Annotated in this window: 24 protein-coding genes, 1 rRNA gene and 1 riboswitch; of the genes, 23 read left to right on the top strand and 2 right to left on the bottom strand. The window is 59.6% G+C overall.

The genetic code is table 11. From position 1 onward, the window contains the following. Positions 1 to 72 precede the first annotated feature (72 nt). Positions 73 to 189 (top strand): 5S ribosomal RNA (gene rrf / locus H582_RS0108970). A gap of 110 nt (positions 190 to 299) precedes the next feature. Here the strand turns inward: rrf and H582_RS0108965 are convergent. Further along, on the bottom strand, positions 300 to 842 hold the full coding sequence (locus H582_RS0108965; RefSeq protein WP_028598284.1) for a hypothetical protein: 543 nt from the start codon (positions 840 to 842) through the stop codon (positions 300 to 302). 162 nt (positions 843 to 1,004) lie between these two features. Between H582_RS0108965 and H582_RS0108960 the strand changes: the two genes are divergently transcribed. The 10 genes from H582_RS0108960 (at position 1,005) to rsmI (ending at position 8,433) form a co-directional block, all read left to right on the top strand. After that, a complete protein-coding gene (locus H582_RS0108960) occupies positions 1,005 to 1,247 on the top strand; it encodes a sigma factor G inhibitor Gin (RefSeq protein WP_307719987.1) in 243 nt (80 codons plus the stop codon). Positions 1,248 to 1,349: 102 nt separating this feature from the next. Then, the gene (locus tag H582_RS0108955; RefSeq protein WP_043111127.1) at positions 1,350 to 2,921 is read left to right on the top strand and encodes an aminotransferase class I/II-fold pyridoxal phosphate-dependent enzyme; all 1,572 of its coding nucleotides are present in this window, start codon (positions 1,350 to 1,352) and stop codon (positions 2,919 to 2,921) included. A gap of 77 nt (positions 2,922 to 2,998) precedes the next feature. Next, positions 2,999 to 3,637, top strand: coding sequence for a dTMP kinase (gene tmk / locus H582_RS0108950; RefSeq protein ID WP_028598281.1), 639 nt, complete (start codon positions 2,999 to 3,001; stop codon positions 3,635 to 3,637). 42 nt (positions 3,638 to 3,679) lie between these two features. Continuing rightward, positions 3,680 to 4,009: a cyclic-di-AMP receptor gene (locus H582_RS0108945; RefSeq protein ID WP_028598280.1), complete on the top strand. Its 330-nt coding sequence runs from the start codon at positions 3,680 to 3,682 to the stop codon at positions 4,007 to 4,009. Between the two features lie 15 nt (positions 4,010 to 4,024). Beyond that, the gene (locus tag H582_RS0108940) at positions 4,025 to 4,468 is read left to right on the top strand and encodes a YaaR family protein (RefSeq protein ID WP_028598279.1); all 444 of its coding nucleotides are present in this window, start codon (positions 4,025 to 4,027) and stop codon (positions 4,466 to 4,468) included. A gap of 18 nt (positions 4,469 to 4,486) precedes the next feature. Next, a complete protein-coding gene (holB, locus tag H582_RS0108935) occupies positions 4,487 to 5,467 on the top strand; it encodes a DNA polymerase III subunit delta' (protein WP_028598278.1) in 981 nt (326 codons plus the stop codon). 3 nt (positions 5,468 to 5,470) lie between these two features. Beyond that, complete coding sequence (locus H582_RS0108930) at positions 5,471 to 6,274, top strand: PSP1 domain-containing protein (RefSeq protein ID WP_028598277.1); 804 nt, start codon at positions 5,471 to 5,473, stop codon at positions 6,272 to 6,274. A 55-nt stretch (positions 6,275 to 6,329) separates the two neighbouring features. Next, on the top strand, positions 6,330 to 6,731 hold the full coding sequence (locus tag H582_RS0108925; protein WP_028598276.1) for an initiation-control protein YabA: 402 nt from the start codon (positions 6,330 to 6,332) through the stop codon (positions 6,729 to 6,731). A gap of 81 nt (positions 6,732 to 6,812) precedes the next feature. After that, positions 6,813 to 7,598 (top strand): tRNA1(Val) (adenine(37)-N6)-methyltransferase, encoded by a 786-nt coding sequence (locus H582_RS0108920; RefSeq protein ID WP_028598275.1) that lies wholly within the window; start codon positions 6,813 to 6,815, stop codon positions 7,596 to 7,598. Beyond that, positions 7,564 to 8,433: a 16S rRNA (cytidine(1402)-2'-O)-methyltransferase gene (rsmI, locus tag H582_RS0108915; protein WP_043111126.1), complete on the top strand. Its 870-nt coding sequence runs from the start codon at positions 7,564 to 7,566 to the stop codon at positions 8,431 to 8,433. Before H582_RS0108920 ends, rsmI begins: the two co-directional genes overlap by 35 nt. Before the next feature lie 108 nt (positions 8,434 to 8,541). Here the strand turns inward: rsmI and H582_RS0108910 are convergent, their stop codons facing one another. Next, complete coding sequence (locus H582_RS0108910; RefSeq protein ID WP_028598273.1) at positions 8,542 to 8,796, bottom strand: AbrB/MazE/SpoVT family DNA-binding domain-containing protein; 255 nt, start codon at positions 8,794 to 8,796, stop codon at positions 8,542 to 8,544. 274 nt (positions 8,797 to 9,070) lie between these two features. On the opposite strand from H582_RS0108910, the gene H582_RS0108905 reads away from it, so the two are divergent. From H582_RS0108905 to spoVG, 12 genes are all read left to right on the top strand, one after another. Further along, positions 9,071 to 10,387: an HD domain-containing protein gene (locus H582_RS0108905; protein WP_043111125.1), complete on the top strand. Its 1,317-nt coding sequence runs from the start codon at positions 9,071 to 9,073 to the stop codon at positions 10,385 to 10,387. Between the two features lie 13 nt (positions 10,388 to 10,400). Further along, a complete protein-coding gene (locus H582_RS0108900; protein WP_028598271.1) occupies positions 10,401 to 11,174 on the top strand; it encodes a TatD family hydrolase in 774 nt (257 codons plus the stop codon). A 180-nt stretch (positions 11,175 to 11,354) separates the two neighbouring features. Then, positions 11,355 to 11,578, top strand: a riboswitch (cyclic di-AMP (ydaO/yuaA leader). 236 nt (positions 11,579 to 11,814) lie between these two features. Further along, a complete protein-coding gene (locus tag H582_RS0108895) occupies positions 11,815 to 12,969 on the top strand; it encodes a 3D domain-containing protein (RefSeq protein ID WP_028598270.1) in 1,155 nt (384 codons plus the stop codon). Between the two features lie 147 nt (positions 12,970 to 13,116). Then, the gene (gene rnmV, locus H582_RS0108890; RefSeq protein ID WP_028598269.1) at positions 13,117 to 13,665 is read left to right on the top strand and encodes a ribonuclease M5; all 549 of its coding nucleotides are present in this window, start codon (positions 13,117 to 13,119) and stop codon (positions 13,663 to 13,665) included. Then, positions 13,662 to 14,540 carry a 16S rRNA (adenine(1518)-N(6)/adenine(1519)-N(6))-dimethyltransferase RsmA gene (gene rsmA / locus H582_RS0108885; RefSeq protein ID WP_028598268.1) on the top strand — a complete coding sequence of 293 codons (879 nt, stop codon included), beginning with the start codon at positions 13,662 to 13,664 and terminating at the stop codon, positions 14,538 to 14,540. The genes rnmV and rsmA overlap by 4 nt, the downstream gene beginning before the upstream one ends. An 87-nt stretch (positions 14,541 to 14,627) precedes the next feature. After that, positions 14,628 to 15,518: a sporulation peptidase YabG gene (gene yabG, locus H582_RS0108880; RefSeq protein ID WP_028598267.1), complete on the top strand. Its 891-nt coding sequence runs from the start codon at positions 14,628 to 14,630 to the stop codon at positions 15,516 to 15,518. Positions 15,519 to 15,654: 136 nt separating this feature from the next. After that, complete coding sequence (veg, locus tag H582_RS0108875) at positions 15,655 to 15,927, top strand: biofilm formation stimulator Veg (RefSeq protein WP_028598266.1); 273 nt, start codon at positions 15,655 to 15,657, stop codon at positions 15,925 to 15,927. 169 nt (positions 15,928 to 16,096) lie between these two features. Then, complete coding sequence (locus tag H582_RS0108870; RefSeq protein ID WP_028598265.1) at positions 16,097 to 16,279, top strand: small, acid-soluble spore protein, alpha/beta type; 183 nt, start codon at positions 16,097 to 16,099, stop codon at positions 16,277 to 16,279. A 112-nt stretch (positions 16,280 to 16,391) separates the two neighbouring features. Beyond that, on the top strand, positions 16,392 to 17,264 hold the full coding sequence (gene ispE / locus H582_RS0108865; RefSeq protein ID WP_028598264.1) for a 4-(cytidine 5'-diphospho)-2-C-methyl-D-erythritol kinase: 873 nt from the start codon (positions 16,392 to 16,394) through the stop codon (positions 17,262 to 17,264). Between the two features lie 65 nt (positions 17,265 to 17,329). Then, positions 17,330 to 18,160, top strand: coding sequence for a pur operon repressor (purR, locus tag H582_RS0108860; protein WP_028598263.1), 831 nt, complete (start codon positions 17,330 to 17,332; stop codon positions 18,158 to 18,160). Between the two features lie 13 nt (positions 18,161 to 18,173). Continuing rightward, positions 18,174 to 18,563: a RidA family protein gene (locus tag H582_RS0108855; protein ID WP_028598262.1), complete on the top strand. Its 390-nt coding sequence runs from the start codon at positions 18,174 to 18,176 to the stop codon at positions 18,561 to 18,563. 129 nt (positions 18,564 to 18,692) lie between these two features. After that, positions 18,693 to 18,980 (top strand): septation regulator SpoVG, encoded by a 288-nt coding sequence (gene spoVG / locus H582_RS0108850; RefSeq protein WP_020620824.1) that lies wholly within the window; start codon positions 18,693 to 18,695, stop codon positions 18,978 to 18,980. Positions 18,981 to 19,043 lie beyond the last annotated feature (63 nt).

Below are 19,043 nucleotides of genomic sequence, written 5' to 3'. Positions count from 1 at the left end.
CAGCCGGTCAGCACGGCATTTCGTTCGATCCAGTTTTCAGGGCGCAAGCCTACGCCTTGAGCAAGCAGGACGTTTGGTGGCGATGGCGGAAGGGAACCACGCGTACCCATCCCGAACACGACCGTTAAGCCTTCCAGCGCCGATGGTACTTGGACCGCAGGGTCCTGGGAGAGTAGGACGTCGCCAAGCACTTGCAACCACGAGCCGCCGCATCCGAAGATGCGGCGGCTTTTTGCATGGATCGAGCTTCATTCGATCTTCTTCAGGTTATAAAAAAGAAGACCAGGCATCGGCCTGATCTAACGATGATAGTAAGAGAAGAACGGCTCCTCGAAGGGGAGCTTGATGACGCCGTCCCTGTTCTCCTTATGGAGGCGGACGATGGCATAGACGAGCGGAGCCAGCAGCCATAGATGAAGCAGCAGATAAGCGGAGAGCAGCCATGGAGACAGCCACGGGTAGAAAGCTCCGATGGCGCAGGCTCCGATCCAAAGCTTGTGGAGCTGAAGCCGCTGGAAGACGGACAGTTCCATAGGCAGCACCGGCATATAGCCGGGAAAGGGAAGCTTCCATCTCCATTGCCAGCGGCGGGAAGTGGACTCCAGCGAATGCCTGCGCAGGAGAGCCATGCGGATAATGGCCGCATGCAAGGCGGGAATCAACATAAAGCCCGTCATCAGGCCGAGCAGCGACGGCCAAGGATCGGCGATAAGAAGCGCGAGCGCAAGGGTCGCGCCGGAGATGTAGTAGAACCGCTGAAAGCCTTGCTCGAAGGCTAGCTTGCGGACAAGCTTATATTGATAGATGGTCGCTTCCTTCTGCTCGGATAGAGGCTGGAACATGGAATCCTCCTTGGAATGAAGCCCGTCTGCTCGGAACGGCGCCAGCCGTGGACCGGATGCGCCAATCACCCTTGGCGAGGAGCGGCATATCTTATAGAAGCGCGGATGGGCCGATGTCATCTTCTTGCTTATTATAGCGAAGCGCAGGTATGAATTGCTAGAATGAAGGACATAATGCTACTATCATTGCAAGGAAAGAAAGGCGGATGGGTGATGCATGAGGAAGCCATGTGCAACTGCATCGTATGCGGCGAGCTGAAACCCCATGACCAAGGATTGCGAATCGTGACTGAATTCATATGCGGGAGCTGCGAGAGGGAAATGGTGCAAACCGATGTGCTGGATGAGAAATATCCTTTCTACGTTCATCAGATGAGACAGATCTGGATCCATAAAAATGCTTGAGCTTCCGCCATGAATGGCGGGAGCTTTTTTTTGGACGGGCGGACCGCTACAATGGAGGAAAAGATCCGTTGAGCGGGAAAGGAAGCCGTTTCATTGAAGAGAATGATGCCGATCGTAGACATGCTGCAGCGGCACGCCGCTGCCCGGCCCTTGTCTTTTCATGTCCCTGGCCACAAAGGAATCGCGAGATCGCTGGCGGCATCGGAACGCTGGAACGACGAGAGCGACGACGGAGCGCCATCGTTCCTAGCCGCCCTAGGCGGACTGCTGCCTATGGATGTGACGGAGCTGAGCGATACGGACGACCTGCATGATCCGTCCGGAGCCATCGAGCAGGGGCAGCAGCTTGCTGCCCGCCGCTTCGGAGCCGAGGAGACGGCGTTCCTCGTCGGAGGAAGCACGGCCGGCAATCTCGCTCTTCTGCTCGGCTGCACGGGGCCAGGGGACATCGTGCTGGTCCAGCGCAATGTCCATAAATCTGTCTTGAACGGCATCCGGCTGAGCGGCGCGGAAGCCGTCTTTCTGGAGCCGCGCATCGAGACGGCAAGCGGCCTGACGGAGCTGCCCGAGCTGGCAGCGGTCGAACAAGCGCTTCGCAGCTGGCCTCAGGCCAAGGCGCTTTTTCTCAGCACCCCGAGCTATTACGGCTGGTCGCGCGACCTGCATCCTTATGCGGAGCTCGTCCATCGGACCGGATGCTTGCTGCTCGTAGACGAGGCCCATGGCGCGCATTATGGCCTTCACCCGAGCTTGCCGTCAGGAGCGCTGCAGGCCGGAGCGGATGCCGTCGTCCAGTCGACGCACAAGACGCTTCACGCGATGACGATGGGGGCGATGCTGCACATGCAGGGAGAGAGGCTGGATCGACGGAAGGTGAAGGCGATGCTCGCCGCGCTGCAGAGCTCCTCTCCATCGTACCCGATTATGGCTTCGCTCGATCTCGCGCGCGGACTGCTCGATGAGCACGGGGAAGAGTGGTTCGCTCCCGGCCTGGAGGCTGCGGCGGCGATCCGCAGCGGCATTCGCCGAAGCGCGCGATGGGGGCTTGCGGAGGATCTTCTTGAGGACGGGGAGATTCGCACGGACCCGCTGCGACTGGTCGTTCATGACCGGCTGGGCGGAATCCAAGGCTTCGAGCTGCTGCGGCAGCTGGAGGAACGGGGCATCTGGGCGGAGATGGCCGACGAGTCCTATGTCGTGCTGCTCGTCGGCGCGCGTACCGGCATCGAGGAAGCGGAGCGGCTCCTGGCCGCTCTTGCGGAGCTGGAAGCGCTCGTAGACGAGGGATTGTCCGCGGTGGAAAGAGCCTTCGGCCGCGCAGAGGCGCGGGATGACGAATCGGATACGGATAGCGAACAGGCGCATGGCGCAGAAGCTGCCTCCGGAGATGATGCCGAGGCCGGCTCGAACGAGGCTGCCTTTCTTTTCTCCAAGCCGACCAGGCTGGAACGCTTCCCGCCGGAGGAAAGGGAAACCGAGCTGGTGCCGCTGCTGGAGGCAGCTGGCCGCATCAGCGCCGAGACGATCATTCCCTACCCGCCGGGAATACCGCTCGTGCTGGAGGGAGAGCCGCTTACGGATCGGGCAATCGCAAGCATGCAGCGGCTGAAAGAAGCGAGGTTTCAGGGTAAAAATGCGTCTGAACGAGGCTGGATCCGGGTAAGGCGACAATAAGCCTTTCGGCGGAGCCGCGCGGTTTCGCGCCCGATCTATGGTATGATAAAGGGAAACCAGATGCAGGGAGCATGAACGTGTCTAAAGGAATCTTCATTACAATAGAAGGCGGAGAAGGAGCGGGCAAGACGACGCTGATCCGCTCTCTCGCGGCGGAGCTGGAAGCAAGAGGACAGTCCGTGCTGACGACCCGCGAGCCCGGTGGAATTCCGATCGCCGAGAAGATCCGCGCGGTCATCCTCGACAAGTCCCATACGAGCATGGATGCCCGGACGGAAGCGCTGCTGTATGCGGCTGCCCGCAGGCAGCATCTCGTCGAAAAGGTCGTGCCCGCGCTCGAAGCGGGGCAATGGGTCATCTGCGACCGCTTCATCGACAGCAGCCTCGCGTACCAGGGCTACGCCCGAGGACTCGGCATCGAGGAAGTGCGCGGCATCAACCGCTATGCGATCGGCGAATGGATGCCCGACGTGACGCTGTGGCTCGACGTGCCGCCCGAGCTCGGGCTGGCGCGGATCGCCGCTTCGAGCGAGCGGGAGGTCAACCGGCTCGATCTGGAGGCGGAGTCGTTCCATCGCCGCGTCAGAGAAGGATATCGGCTGCTGCACGAGCAAGAGCCCCGGCGGATGTTCCGGCTGGACGCCTCGGCGGCGCCCGATGCCATTCGGGAAGAAGCGATGAGGGTCCTTTGGCCCCGGCAGCAGGATTCCATCTGAAGCATGTCGAATTTTAACGGAAACGTTACAGGAGGGATGAGGATGAAGCTCGTCATCGCCGTTGTACAGGACAAAGACAGCAACCGCCTTTCCAACGCCTTGGTAAGCGCAGGCTTCCGGGCGACCAAGCTCGCCAGCACAGGGGGCTTCCTCAAGGCCGGCAACACGACGTTCATGATCGGAATCGAGGATGAACGGGTGCACGAGGTGCTTCATTGCATCCGCTCCAACTGCAAGGTGCGCGATCAGCTCGTCACTCCGGTGTCGCCGATGGGCGGCACGACGGATTCGTATATTCCTTTTCCCGTCGAGGTCCAGGTGGGAGGCGCGGCGGTGTTCGTGCTTCCGGTCGAGCGCTTCGAACATTTCTGACAGGAGAGGGTTGGCATGAAAATCGATCCAGGGTACCGTCCTCTCGGCCAGGACCGCGTCTCGGGCAGCGGAGCCGGGCGCGCGGTGCAGCCGAAATCGTTCGCCGACGTCATGCACCAGCAGAACGGCAGCCGGACGCGGGAGGAGCTGCAGCAGAAGCTGCAGGACATCCAGGCGCAGGGAGACCGGCTCGCCCGCTCCATGACGGTGCGCGAGCTGCAGACGTACAAGGCGATGGTCAAGCAGTTCCTCGAGCTGACGGTGCGCCGCGGCGTCGGCATCAAGGACGTGCGCAGCATGGACCGCAGAGGCCGAATCAAGCGGCATAAGCTGCTCGACGAGGTCGACGAGAGCCTCCTCGCGATGGCGGAGGAGCTGCTGCAGACGGAGCAGGGGCGGATGCAGCTGCTGCAGAGCGTGGGCGATATCCGCGGCTTGCTCATCAACCTGCTTTTTTAAATAGAAAGGATTCGATCCGTGAAACTTTCCGATATCCCCGGCCAGGGCAAGGCCAAGCAGATTCTTCAGCATGCGCTGCGCACCGGCAAGGTGTCCCATGCCTATTTGTTCGCCGGGCCGAACGGCACCGGAAAGCTGCAGACGGCGCTTGCGTTCGCGCAGGCGCTTTTTTGCACTTCCCGCGGAGATGACGCCTGCGGAGAGTGCCTCGAATGCCGCAAGTTCGAGCACGGGAACCAGCCGGATCTGCATCGCATCGCGCCGGACGGCCAGTCGGTCAAGCTCGGCCAGATCCAGGAGCTGCAGCGGGAGATGGCCTATCGGACGGCCGATGCAGGCAGCCGCAAGGTATACCTCATCGAAAAGGCCGATGCCATGACGCCGCAGGCCGCCAACAGCCTGCTGAAGTTTTTGGAAGAGCCGGTCTCGCCGACGGTGGCGATCCTGCTGGCGACGCATCCCGGATCGGTGCTCCCGACGATCGCTTCCCGCAGCCAGCCCGTGCCTTTCCTTCCTTACTCCACGGAGGAGATGCTGGAGCAGCTCGTCGCCGAAGGAGAGCCTCCGCTGCTCGCGCGGGCGGCCGTCCATCTGGCCTCCGGCAAGGATGCCTCAAGGGCTTTGACGGCGCAAGTTGGGTTTGCAGAAATCCGAAATGTAGTGATACAATTAGGCAAGGAGAGCTTGTCTCGATTCACTGCGGCTCTGGTCACCGTCCAGCAGCGCCTGTCCAAGACGGACCTGGGTGCCGATCCGCAGCTGCTTTTGTCCTTATTGGTGTTATGGTACAGAGACATGATTCATTTTCAGGCCGGAAGGTCTGACAAGATGGTTTTCATAGATCAGGTGGATTGGATAAGCGCCCATGCCTTTACGAAGCCGGCGGCTTACTGGGTTTCGTGCATGGAGCATACGATGGGGGCAGCGGGGATGATCAAGGCGAACGTCGCTCCCCAGCTTGCCCTCGAGCAATTAATGGTACGTCTACAGGAGGGTTAATCCTTGTATAATGTCGTCGGTGTCCGCTTCAAAAAAGCGGGCAAGATCTATTACTTTGATCCCGTCGATCACCCCGTAGGCACGGACCATCATGTCATCGTGGAAACGGCCCGGGGTGTGGAATACGGCAAAGTCGTAGTCGGACAGAAACAAGTAGACGAATCAGACGTAGTTCTCCCGCTTAAAAAAGTCATTCGCATCGCCAGCGAGCAGGACGCCAAAGTCGTGGAAGAGAACCGTGGCGCCGCCCAGAACGCCTTCGCGACTTGCTTGGACAAGATCCGCGCGCACGGCCTCAAGATGAAGCTGGTCGATGTCGAATTTACGTTCGATCGCAACAAGATCATTTTTTACTTCACGGCCGAAGGCCGGATCGATTTCCGCGAGCTGGTCAAGGATCTGGCCAGCGTATTCCGGACCCGGATCGAGCTGAGGCAGATCGGAGTCCGCGACGAAGCCAAGATGCTGGGCGGCATCGGACCTTGCGGACGCGTGCTCTGCTGCTCGTCCTGGCTCGGCGACTTCGATCCGGTGTCCATCAAGATGGCCAAGGATCAGAGTCTCTCGCTCAATCCGACCAAGATTTCCGGATTATGCGGCAGGCTGATGTGCTGCTTGAAATTTGAGCATGATAACTACGAGAGCATCCGGGAAGAAATGCCTTCCGTCGGCAAGACGGTCGTCACCTCGCATGGAGAGGGACGCGTCACCGGCATCAATGCCTCGTCCAAGAAGGTGTTCGTCCAGCTCTTCGATCAAGGCGGACGGCCGAAGGAAATGCCGATCGACGAGGTTGTAGTCAAGTAAGGCCGGCGCCAGCCGGGCTTGAATGATTTGCAGCAAAGCTCTGGGGTGTGAGTTCTTGGACAAAAAAGATCTTTTCCTGCATTTGGAGGAGCTTGAAGCGACGGTTGGCGCCTTCCATCGAGAGCTGGGAGAGCTGAAGCTCAGCGTCAAGCAGCTGCTCGAAGCGAACCAGCAGCTGACGATCGAGAACCGCCAGCTGCGCAAGGTGCTCAAAAAAGAAACGAATCCGCACGGAGAACGGCGCAAGGCCGATCCGGCCGGAGCGGCGCAAGCCGTTACTGCGGCGGCGGCCGTCCTGACGGACGAAGCGGATAGGGAGGATGCGCCTGCAGTCGGAGAAGGGCATGACAATCTGGCCCGCCTTTATTACGAAGGATTCCACATCTGCAACGTGAACTACGGTCATCTCCGCACCGAGGGAGACTGCCTGTTCTGCCTCTCCTTCCTGAACAAATAACCCTTCCAGGACCCGCTTGCGGGTCCTGTTTGTCGTCATGGACCATTTATGATTTTATCCTGGAAGGAGAAGCTATGCATCATGGAGCTTGATTTGCTGCCCAGCGAAAGGCTGGATGATCTATTGACCCATCGGCTCCGCATCATCCAAAGCCGGGAGGTGTTCAGCTTCTCGATGGATGCGGTGCTGCTGGCCCGCTTCGCCGGCGTGCCGAAGCGCGGCCGAATCGTCGATCTGTGCACCGGCAACGGCGTCGTGCCGCTGCTGCTCTCGACCCGCTGCGAAGCCGGCATCGACGCGGTGGAGATCCAGCCGCGCCTGGCGGACATGGCCCGGCGAAGCGTCGCCCTCAACGGGCTCGAGGAGCGGATCCGGATCGTCGAAGGCGATCTGCGGCTGCTCGCCAAGCAGCTCGGCTACGGCAGCTATGACGCGGTGACGGTGAACCCGCCTTATCTGCCTCCAGCGAGCGGCGACCGCAATGAAAATCCGCATGTGGCGGCGGCCCGCCATGAGATGAACGGCACGCTCGAAGAGATCGTCGAGCAATGCGCGCGCCTGCTCCGCACCGGGGGGCGAGTCTCCATGGTCCATCGTCCGGGTCGCCTGATCGAGATCGTCTCGGCCATGACCCGTCACAAGCTGGAGCCGAAACGGATCCGTTTCGTCCATCCCCATGCCGGTTCGGAGGCCAACATGGTGCTGATCGAGGCTGTCCGCGGCGGACGCCCGTCCGTGCGCCTGCTTCCGCCGTTGATCGTGTATCAGGACGACGGGCAGTACAGCGACGAGATCATGGACATTTATTTTCATCAAGGAAGGGGGAAGCCGGATGCAGCTGCAGAAGAGCTTCGAACCGACGGATAAAGGAACGCTGTACCTGGTGGCGACGCCGATCGGCAATCTGGAGGACATGACGATGCGGGCGATCCGCATCCTGAAGGAAGCCGCGCTGATCGCGGCGGAGGATACGAGGCAGACGCGCAAGCTGCTCAGCCGCTTCGAGATCGACAACCGCATGGTCAGCTATCACGAGCACAACAAGGCGAGCAGCGGACCGGAGCTGCTGCGGCTGCTCGAGGAAGGGAGCTCGATTGCCCTTGTGAGCGATGCCGGCATGCCGGCGATTTCCGATCCGGGAGCGGATCTCGCGCGCGAGGCGGCCGCTCGGGGCATCCCGGTCGTGCCGGTGCCTGGAGCGAACGCCGCTTTGTCGGCGCTGATCATGTCGGGGCTGTCGACGGAGCGCTTCACCTTTGCGGGATTCCCGCCGCGGGACAAGAAGTCGCTGGAGAAATGGCTGGAGCCGCTGAAGGCGCTGCCGGGAACGCTGCTGCTGTACGAGTCGCCGCATCGCATCCGCAAGACGCTGCCTGCGCTGCTCGAGCGGCTCGGCGACCGGGAGGCGGCGATGATCCGCGAGCTGACCAAGCGCCATGAGGAAGCGGCGCGGGGAAGGCTGTCCGAGCTGATCGCCCATCTGGAGGAGCAGGAGCCGCTGGGCGAATACTGCCTCGTCATCGCCGAGGGGGAGGCGGAGAAAGTCGAGGCCGGCACGGAATGGTGGCATGCGCTGGAGCTCGAGCAGCATGTCGAGCATTATGAGCGTCTTGGCCAGGACCGCAAGGAGGCGATCAAGCAGGCGGCCGCCGACCGGGGCCTCTCCAAGCGCGACGTCTATAATGAAGTCATGCGTAAATAAAAAAAGACCTTCCTGAGCCGCGAGCGGTTCAGGAAGGCAAGTAAGGAGTATAAAAAGGTTAGAAATACCTTGGGTTAAGTTGCTAAAACCTAGTATACCTGATTTATTCTATTTTGTCACAGGGGAAGGCATTTCGGAAAGGCAAGAATTGCAGACGATCTTTCCTTTGAAGTAAGCGACGTTCTCCGCGTTTCCGCAGAAGATGCAGGCAGGCTCGTATTTCTTGAGCATGATGCGCTCTCCGTCCACGTAGATCTCCAGGGCGTCCTTCTCCCCGATTCCGAGGGTGCGGCGCAGTTCGATCGGGATGACGACGCGTCCGAGCTCATCGACTTTACGTACAATTCCGGTAGACTTCATCATAGGGCAACTTAACCCCTTTCGTAGGTTCATGTATCGTCATGTTTCGACAAAAAGCTACTTTTTATGATCCCTATCATACCAACCATTCCCAAAACAGTCAACCTGCCTTTTTGGCCGCGATTCGCGAAGAAATAAGGCATTGCAGGCGGTACAAGGGGTTCCAACTTAGGCTATCTTACTATAGACAAGTTTCAATTGGAAATATATTTGCGACATCATTCGACAAAAACCTGGGGTTTTTGTCGAAACTATGAACAGAAAGCAAGGTGGGGCAATGGCGAGGCTGGAAGAAGAAAAGGTGTTCAAGGATCCTGTCCATAAGTATATCTACGTGCAAGATCAGCTGATCTGGGATCTGATCGATACGCCGGAATTTCAGCGGCTGCGGAGGATCCGCCAGCTCGGCACGACCTACCTGACCTTTCACGGGGCGGAGCATAGCCGCTTCAGCCATTCGCTGGGCGTATATGAGATTACCCGCCGGATCATCTCGCAATTCGAGCGGAGCGAGTACCCGGATTGGCCGAGGGAAGAGAAGCTGCTCTGTCTGTGCGCGGCCCTGCTTCACGATCTGGGGCATGGACCGTTCTCCCACTCGATCGAGGAAGTGATGGAGTTCGACCATGAGGAATGGAGCTGCCATATAATAGAGGGAAAGACGGAAGTGAACCGGCTCCTGCGCACGGTGGAGGCCGATTTTCCGAGCAAGGTGGCCTCGGTCATCCGCAAGAACTACGAGAAGCCGATCGTCGTCAATCTCGTCTCGAGCCAGATGGACGCGGACCGGATGGATTACCTGCTCCGGGACGCCTATTTTACCGGAGCCAACTACGGCACGTTCGATCTGGACCGGATCCTGCGCGTGCTGAGGCCCCATCAGGGGCGGATCGTCGTCAAGGGGAGCGGGATGCACGCGGTGGAGGATTATCTCATGAGCCGGTATCAGATGTACTGGCAGGTGTACTTCCATCCGGTGACCCGCAGCTCGGAGATCATCCTCCGGAAAATCTTGCTTCGCGCCCAGGAGCTGTGCCGCTCGGGCTATCCGTTCGGGTGGATTCCGGATCCGATCGTCAAGCTGTTCCAAGGCCAGCTCGATGTTCCTTCCTACCTGAAGCTCGACGAGGCGCTCGTGCAGACGGCGTTCGTGGCATGGACGGAAGAGGAGGACAAGCTGCTGTCGCAGCTGTGCTCGCGGTTCCTTCATCGCAAATTGTACAAGTATATAACCTTCGAGAAAGAGCATGAATCAGAAGCGCAGCTGTGCTTCGAGGAAATGGCGGCGGCGGGAATGGATCCGGGCTATGAGCTTGAAATTGATTTCCCGTACGATCTTCCTTATCATGTGTATCGATCCGCGACCGAGGGCCTGACCGATGGAGGAAGGGGCAAGCCACCCATCCTGCTGCTCGAGCCGAGCGGAGCCGTAACGGAAATCTCGCTGCGCTCCGATGTCGTTCCCTCGATCACGGGCATGCACCGAGGCCATTACCGCCTGTATTATGATGAAGAAGCCGCCGGACGGATCCGGCATAAGCTGAAGCCGCGTACGGCGGCCCGTCTGGGCTTGGAGCAGAGCGGCGAAGCATGAAAGGAGTCGAACCATGAAAGGAATCATCGACACGCACACCCATATGGACTCACCGAAATTCGACAACGACCGCGCCGAAGCGATTCAGCGCGCGCGGGAAGCCGGCGTGGAGCTGCTGTTCAATGTCGGCTTCAACCGGGAAACGATCCCGACGACGCTGGAGCTTGCCGAATCTTATCCCTTCGTCTACGCCATCGTCGGCTGGCATCCGACCGACACGGCCGATCTGCGCGAGGGCGATCTGGCCTGGATCGAGTCGCTGATGAGCAATCCGAAGGTCGCCGCGCTCGGAGAAATCGGGCTCGATTATTACTGGGACACCTCGCCGAAGGAGGTCCAGCAGCAGGCGTTCCGCGACCAGATCGCGATCGCCAAGCGATGCCGCAAGCCGATCGTCATCCATAACCGCGACGCCCATGAGGATGTCGTCCGCATCCTCCGCGAGGAGAAAGCGGAGGAGGTCGGAGGCATCATGCACTGCTTCTCCGGCAGCTGGGAAACGGCGAAGCAGTGCCTCGACATGAACTTCTACATCTCCTTCGGCGGACCGGTCACGTTCAAAAATGCAAGGGTTCCCAAAGAGGTGCTCGCGCAAGTGCCGATGGACCGATTGCTGCTCGAAACGGACTCTCCTTACCTCGCTCCGCACCCCCATCGCGGCAAGCGGAACGAAACCTCTTTCGTCACGCTCGTGGCCGAAACGGCTGCGGAAATAAAAGGTAAATCTGTAGAAGAAATCGTTTCCATCACATCGGCAAATGCAAGAAAATGTTTCCAAATTTCTTAAAATGGCGTGATATCGGATGAAAAAAGACTTGTGGAGGAGAAAGATTGACCTTTCCTTGAATAAAACGTCCGTCATCGCCCGAAAACCCTCGATTTTGAATCTCAGAGGATTTTATCGTGTCTTTACAATCGCTTGAAGGAAACGGTATGATTCAACACAGAGCTTTGAGTGATGCAGGATTTTCATCATTCGCTTAATCTCCCCGAACGGGGGGAGCGGGGGAACCATCGCAGCAGAAGGGGACGCAAGCCGTACATACCGAAGGGATGACGCTTGACCGCCAGACAAGCTGTACTTTTCCAGGGGTAAATTCGCCGGGACCACGAGCAGGGTCCTTGAGCCGATAGGGCAGCTCTCTTGCCCGAACCCGTCAGCTAACCTCGTAAGCGCATATAAGAGAGATCAACCTCGTGCTCCACTTCCACCTGATCGTGACCACCCGGGAAGCCACGAAACAGATCCTCTGTCGACGGCTTCTTTTTGTTTGAATAATGAATTATACGTCGACATAGGGTTAACGGTGGAGGTGAGGCGAGGCTGCCAGCGGCGTGCTGCTCGGCACGTACAAAACCTAATAGTCGCGTCTTGAATTATCATGCGTAACACGAGGCGGCGGGGCTATGTAAGGAGGACCGAAGAAGTGGGCGCTATCCCTTTAAAGGAAACCCATGTACAACGATCATCCAGCAAGTCTTTCCAATGGCGATGGAAGCATGACAACCTGCGTTTGATTATCCTTAGCATAACGATCTCACTCGCAATGACTTTCATGTTTTTGGTGTTGCTGAAAGGGACGTCGGAAAAAAGCGTCTCTCTGGTGCTGAACGGGCAGGAGAAAATCGTAAGCACGAGCCATTCCTCGCTCCAGCAGCTGCTGGAGGAGCAGGCGATCGCGGTCGGACCGCATGACGAGCTGTCGATTCCGCTCGGCGCCGCGCTTCAGGAGGGCGACCGCATCGTGATCGACCAGGCGGTGCCGGTGACGATTCTTGCCGACGGCAAGGCCCTGCAGGTGAAGACCACCAAAAAGACCGTGGAAGCGGCGATCGGAGAATCCAATATTGCCGTACGGGAGCAGGATAAAGTATTCCCGAGCTCCGAAAGCAAGCTGAAAGCCAACATGACGATCCGCGTCATGAGAATCGACAAGCATCAGATTACGACCAAGCACGACATCCCGTTCACCGTCGTCCGCAAGCAGGACGCTACCCTGGAAAAGGGGCAGCTCAAGATGGTGAAGGCCGGCCAGAACGGCCAACTCGTCAAAACCTTCGAAAAGGTGTACCAGGACGGCAAACTGGTCACGAAGACTCTGCTCGCCAAATCCATGGAGAAACAAGCCGTCAGCAAGGTCGTGGCGGTGGGAACCAAGGAAAAGCCCAAACCGAAGCCAGCGGTCCTGACCGCGGCATCCTCATCTCCAGCCCTAGCTCAGACCAAATCCGGTCTCGATCTCAAAGCCAAGAAAGTTCTCACCAACGTTACCCTGACCGCGTATACCGCCGGATTCGCCTCCACGGGCAAATCCAAAGGCGACCCCGGTTACGGCGTCACCGCCTCCGGAGCGAAAGTGTCCGAAGGGCGCACCATTGCAGTCGACCCGGACGTCATCCCGCTGGGATGGTGGGTGTATATAGAAGGCATCGGCTTCCGCCGCGCCGAAGATACGGGCGGAGCGATCAACGGCAAGAAAATCGACGTGTTCTACGAAAGTGAATCCTACGTGAAAAAATTCGGCAAGAAGCGAGGCTATACGGTCTATGTCCTTGGACCGACCAAGCCGAAGCTGAGCTGATCTTTTGCGAGCGGGCCCGCTGTTTTTCAGCGGCCCGTTTTGGGCGTTTATAAGGAAATAGCGGGGAGTAAGGGACGGCGAAAGGGTCAAAGCTAGTTGTGATCTTTTACCCTGTCGCAAGCAAGCGGAACCAAAGGAGACAAGCCAGTGATCAAGGAAATCATCGTGGTCGAGGGCAAGGACGACACGACGGCGGTCAAGCGGGCCGTCGAGGCCGATACGATCGAGACGAACGGCTCGGCTGTCGGCGAGGAGGTGCTCCGCCGGATCGAGCTGGCGATGGAGCGGCGCGGCGTCATCATCTTCACCGACCCCGACCACGCCGGGGAACGCATCCGCAAGATCGTCTCTCAGCGCATTCCCGGCTGCAAGCATGCGTTCCTGCCTCAGGAGGACGCCCTTTACCGCGGAGACATCGGCGTCGAGAACGCTTCGCCGGAGGCGGTGCGGCGCGCGCTCGCATCCGTGCGTACGGAAGGCGCGGCCGGCGAGCCGGAAATCACCCATGCCGATCTGATGGAGGCGGGGCTGCTCGTCCATCCGGATGCCGCGCGGCGCCGGCTGCTCATGGGCAATCGGCTCGGCATCGGCTATTGCAACGGCAAGCAGTTCATGAAGCGCTGCGCAAGCTTCCGGATCAGCCGGAAGGAGTTCCGCGAGGCGCTGGAGCAGATGAAGGAGGAAATCGGATCATGACCGATGTAGCGACACCGAGAAGGACGAAGGAAATCATCGAGCGGCACGGATTCTCCTTCAAGAAGAGCCTGGGCCAGAACTTCCTGATCGACCCGAACATCCTGAACAAGATCGTGTCGGCCGCAGGGCTCGACAAGACGAAAGGCGCGCTCGAGATCGGTCCCGGCATCGGCGCCCTGACCGAGCAGCTCGCCCGCCAGGCGAAAGCGGTCGCCGCGGTCGAGATCGACCAGCGCCTCATCCCGATCCTGCAGGAGGTGCTCGGAGCGGAGGAGCATGTCTCGGTCGTGCATGCCGACGTGCTGGAGCTCGACCTGCAGCAGCTGTTCCGCGACAAGTTCGCGGAGACGAGCGCGGTCAGCGTCGTCGCCAACCTGCCCTATTACGTGACGACGCCGATTCTGATGAAGCTGCTCGAGCAGCGGCTGCCGCTGGAGAACATCGTCGTCATGATCCAGAAGGAGGTCGCCGAGCGGATGGCGGCGAAGCCGGGCACCAAAGCCTACGGCAGCCTCAGCGTGGCGGTGCAGTACTACGCGGTGCCGGAGCTGGTCTGCATCGTGCCGCATACGGTGTTCATCCCGCAGCCGAACGTCGACTCGGCGGTCATCAAGCTGGCGATGCGGGACAAGCCTGCGGTCGAGGTGGCCGACGAGGACTTCTTCTTCCGCACGGTGCAGGCGTGCTTCGCGCAGCGGCGCAAGACGATCCACAACAACCTGTCGTCCTGGCTCGGCAAAAACCGGCGCGAGGAGCTGACCCGCGTCCTGCAGGAGACGGGCATCGACCCGGTGCGCCGCGGCGAGACGCTCTCGCTGCCGGAGTATGCCGCGCTCGCGGCGGCCCTCGAGCGGGAAGGCCTGAAGCAAGCCTGACCTGATGATTTGAACCCCCCGGTTTCCGATCCGGCTGTCACCATTCGCCCTCATTGCCCATAGGCTGAGGCTAGAGGTGATGGCACAGTGGAAACTGGGGATTTTGTCGTTCGGCGATCCTATGGAGGAGACGTGCTTTTCCGGGTGGAGGCGGTTTATGGGGATACGGCCATACTTAAAGGATCGGATTACCGTCTGCTCGCGGACGCGCCGCTCGCCGACCTGGAGAAGGTAGCGAACCCGGAGGAGCTGGGCGTCACGAAATCGCTGAGAAGCAAGGTGAAGGCTTCGAACCGGCGCATGAGCGCGGAACTCATCGACCATGCCTTCGCCAGCGAGCTCGACTACCGACCGGAAGAGAAGCATGCGTATTTCGACCTGCCGGGCAAGGTGCTGCATCTCGATGGAGATGCGAACTACATGCGCAAGAGCATGCAGTTGTACAACCAGATGAACGTGCCTGCTCAAGGGCTGCACGTGGCGGAGAACCAGATGGCGGACCTGCTCTATCGTCTGCTCCCGCAGGTCAAGCCGGACATCGTCGTCATCACGGGCCATGACGGGCTGCTCAAGACGCCGGGCCGCAGCGAGCTGTACAGCATCGGCAGCTACAAGAACTCGCAGAACTTCGTCAACGCGGTGCACGTCGCCCGCGAATATGACAAGAACCGCGACAACCTCGTCGTCGTGGCCGGCGCCTGCCAGTCCTATTACGAGGCGCTGCTGCAGTCCGGAGCGAACTTCGCCAGCTCGCCCGGCCGCATCCTGATCCATGCGCTCGATCCGGTCTACATCGCGATCAAGGCGAGCTACACGTCGATCCGCGAATGCGTGAACCTGCCGGATGTCATCCACGGCACGATTTCGGGCATCGATGGCGTCGGCGGCATCGAGACGATGGGACGCTATCGGGTCGGCTTGCCGAAGCCGATCGAGGTCAAGCAGGTCAAGCCGAATCCTTATTATATGGGAGGGTGAAAGCCCGCTCTTGCGCCTTGAGAAAGTCGAAAAATATTCATTGACACTAAAGTTGGTACGATGATATAATTTTCGTTTATTTGACATTGCCATCCTTCTTGGGCTATAATGGACAAGGAAAGAGGTGGTAGTGCCAATGGCTAGAAATGCTTTGTCGGAAATCAAGCGCAGCATGGAAGCTCATATTGGAGCCAAGATCATGTTGCGGGCCAATGGAGGCCGGCGCAAGACGGTTGAACGTTCTGGTGTTTTGGAAGAAACCTACCCATCTGTTTTCATCGTGAAGCTTGACCAGGATCAGCACGCATTCAAGCGGGTATCCTACAGCTATGCGGATATTTTGACGGACTCGGTCGAGGTTACCGTCTGCAATGACGAAGGTCAGGTGCGGATCAACCCGCTGCATTGACGAATAGATCAGGTTTCACGGGGAAACCTTCGCGCGCGGCCGCTGCCAGCGCGTTTTTTTTTGGCTGTTTTTCCTCCGCATACTCGGCTGGGCGTTCCCTCATACTACGGAGGGCGATAGCGGCAAGAGCTTGCCGTCCGCACCTGAGAGCGAAAAGGAGGCATGCAGCATGAGCCGCAGAAGGCGCAGCACGATGTCGGAGCAGCTGAAGGTGGAGCTGGCCAAGGATCTGGGCTTCTACGATACGGTCCAGCAGGAAGGCTGGGGCGGCATCAAGGCGAAGGATGCCGGCAACATGGTGAAGCGGGCCATCCAAATGGCGGAGCAGGCCGCTTCGCGCCAGCAGCGATAGCAGGAACGAGGCGGATCCGGACGCGTCCAGCGGCGGGCCGCCTTTTCGCTTTTCTCCCGGTCGGATGCTATAATAGATGCAGTTTATCTAACGAACGGGTGGATCGGACGACATGAAAATCTACGAGAAGGCGCCGGCCAAGATCAATCTGCTGCTGGACGTCCTGCGCAAGCGCGAGGACGGCTTCCACGAGGTGGAGATGATCATGACGATGGTGGACCTTTCCGACCGGCTCGAGATGGAAGAGCTGCAGCGGGATGCCATCATCATTTCCAGCCAAGCCGGGTACATACCGCTGGACGAAAAGAACCTCGCCTTCCAGGCGGCCAGGCTGATCAAGGAGCGCTATGACGTCAAGAAGGGCGTCTACATCCATCTGGACAAGAAGATTCCCGTCGCGGCCGGCCTGGCCGGCGGGAGCAGCGATGCGGCGGCGGCGCTGCGCGGCCTGAACCGGCTGTGGCGGCTCGGCATTCCGGACGAGGAGCTCGCGGTCCTCGGGTCGGAGCTCGGCTCGGACGTGCCCTTTTGCGTGACGGGCGGGACGGCGCTGGCGACGGGCCGGGGAGAGAAGCTGGAGCCGATCGAGAATCCGCCGTCCTGCTGGGTCGTGCTGGCCAAGCCGCCGATCAACGTCTCGACAGCGGACGTATACGGCCGCTTCCGGGTGAGCGCGATCGACCGCCATCCGTCGGTGCCGCGCATGCTGGACGCGATCCGCGGAGGATCGTTCACCGGCGTCTGCGAGGAGCTCGGCAACGTGCTGGAGGACGTGACGCTGCGCCTGTACCCGGAGGTGCGGATGCTCAAGGAAAGCATGCTGCGGCTCGGCGCGGACGGCGTGCTCATGTCGGGCAGCGGGCCGACCGTATTCGGCCTCGTCTCCAAGGAGGCCAAGCTGGCGCGCATCTACAACGGGCTGCGCGGCTTCTGCAAGGAAGTGTACGTGGTAAGAATGCTCACATCTCCCGGAGTCCAATCTTGATTAAATCCGTATAAAGATGGTATATTGTCTTTACAATATTCGGATTTAGCCAGGGGGACCCCAAGGTGAAGAAGCTTAAGCGCAGCGCGCGATTGGTCGAGATGACCCAGTATTTGCTCAATCGTCCCCATACGTTGATTTCTCTGACCGCATTCGCGGATCGTTACCAGTCGGCCAAGTCCTCGATCAGCGAGGATCTGGCCATCATCAAGGAAGTATTCGAGGAAGAAGGCATCGGCCAGCTGCAGACGCTCGCCGGCGCGGCGGGCGGCGTCAAGTTCATCCCGCGGATGGCCGCCGAGGCGTCGCTGGACATCGTCCGGCGGGTATGCCGGGAGCTGGAGCAGCCGGAGCGGGTGCTTCCGGGCGGCTACCTGTACATGACGGACATGCTCGGCCAGCCGAATCTGCTGAACGACGTGGGCCGCATTTTTGCGACCGCTTTCGCCGATCGGCCGATCGACGTCATCATGACGGTGGAGACCAAGGGCATCCCGCTCGCCTACGCGACGGCCTCCTGCCTCAACCTGCCGGTCGTCATCGTGCGCCGCGACAACAAGGTGACCGAGGGCTCGGCCGTGAGCATCAATTACGTCTCCGGCTCCAACAAGCGCATCCAGACGATGTCGCTCGCCCGGCGCGCGCTCAAGGAGCAGTCGCGCGTGCTCATCATCGACGACTTCATGAAGGCCGGCGGCACCGTTCAGGGCATGATGGACCTGCTGCATGAATTCAATGCGACGGTCGCGGGCGTCGGCGTCTTCGTCGAGTCCGGCGAGGTCGGCACCGAGGACCGGCTGCTCGAGGACTATGTGTCGCTCGCCAAGCTGACGGCCGTCGACCTCAAGACGAAGCAGACGACGATCGTGCCGGGCAATTATTTCGATACCGAATAGGGGGCTGCTCTCCATGTCCAAGCTTGAACCGATCATCGCCGCCGGCGCTCCGGCCGCGATCGGACCGTATTCCCACGCCGTGAAGCTCGGCGGACTGCTGTTCACCTCCGGCCAGATCCCGCTGCTGCCGGACGGCACGCTGGTCGAGGGCGGCATCGAGGAGCAGGCGCGGCAGGTGTTCCGCAACCTGGAGGCCGTGCTGGCCGCAGGCGGCTCCTCGCTCGCGCAGGTCGTCAAGGCGACCGTCTTCCTCAAGGACATGAACCAGTTCGCGGCGGTCAACGAGGTGTACGCTTCCTTCTTCGGCGACCACAAGCCGGCCCGCTCGGCCGTGGAAGTGGCGCGTCTGCCGAAGGATGTCCTTGTCGAAATCGAGCTGATCGCATCGACAGATGTCGAATGATCCCGAACTTCGTTTATTTCCAAAATTTATTTTATAAAACGGCTCTGAATTGGCAGAATCAAGAAGGAATCGGTACGGATTTGTGGAATAATACACCAAGTCTTCGATAGGCAAAGGTGGTGAACACAAGTGCAGATTACTGATGTCAGACTCCGCCGCGTTAATTCCGAAGGTCGTATGAAGGCTATCGCATCCATCACCATCGATAATGAATTTGTCGTTCATGACATTCGCGTCATCGACGGGAACAATGGCATGTTTGTCGCGATGCCGAGCAAGCGTACGCCTGACGGGGAATTCCGGGATATCGCCCACCCCATCTCTTCCACCACCCGGGAGAAAATTCAAGCCGCTGTGCTCGCCGAGTATGAGCGAGCCGCAACGGAAGAGGAAGTTGCAATCGAAGAAGGCGCCTGATCCCATCGGGGCCGGAACAGTTCAGCATGGTTGGGGGGCCTTCGGGCTCCCTTTCTTTTTTGC

Source organism: Paenibacillus pasadenensis DSM 19293 (assembly GCF_000422485.1).
Lineage (GTDB): Bacteria > Bacillota > Bacilli > Paenibacillales > Paenibacillaceae > Paenibacillus_O > Paenibacillus_O pasadenensis.
This window is presented reverse-complemented; position numbering and strand designations above follow the sequence as displayed.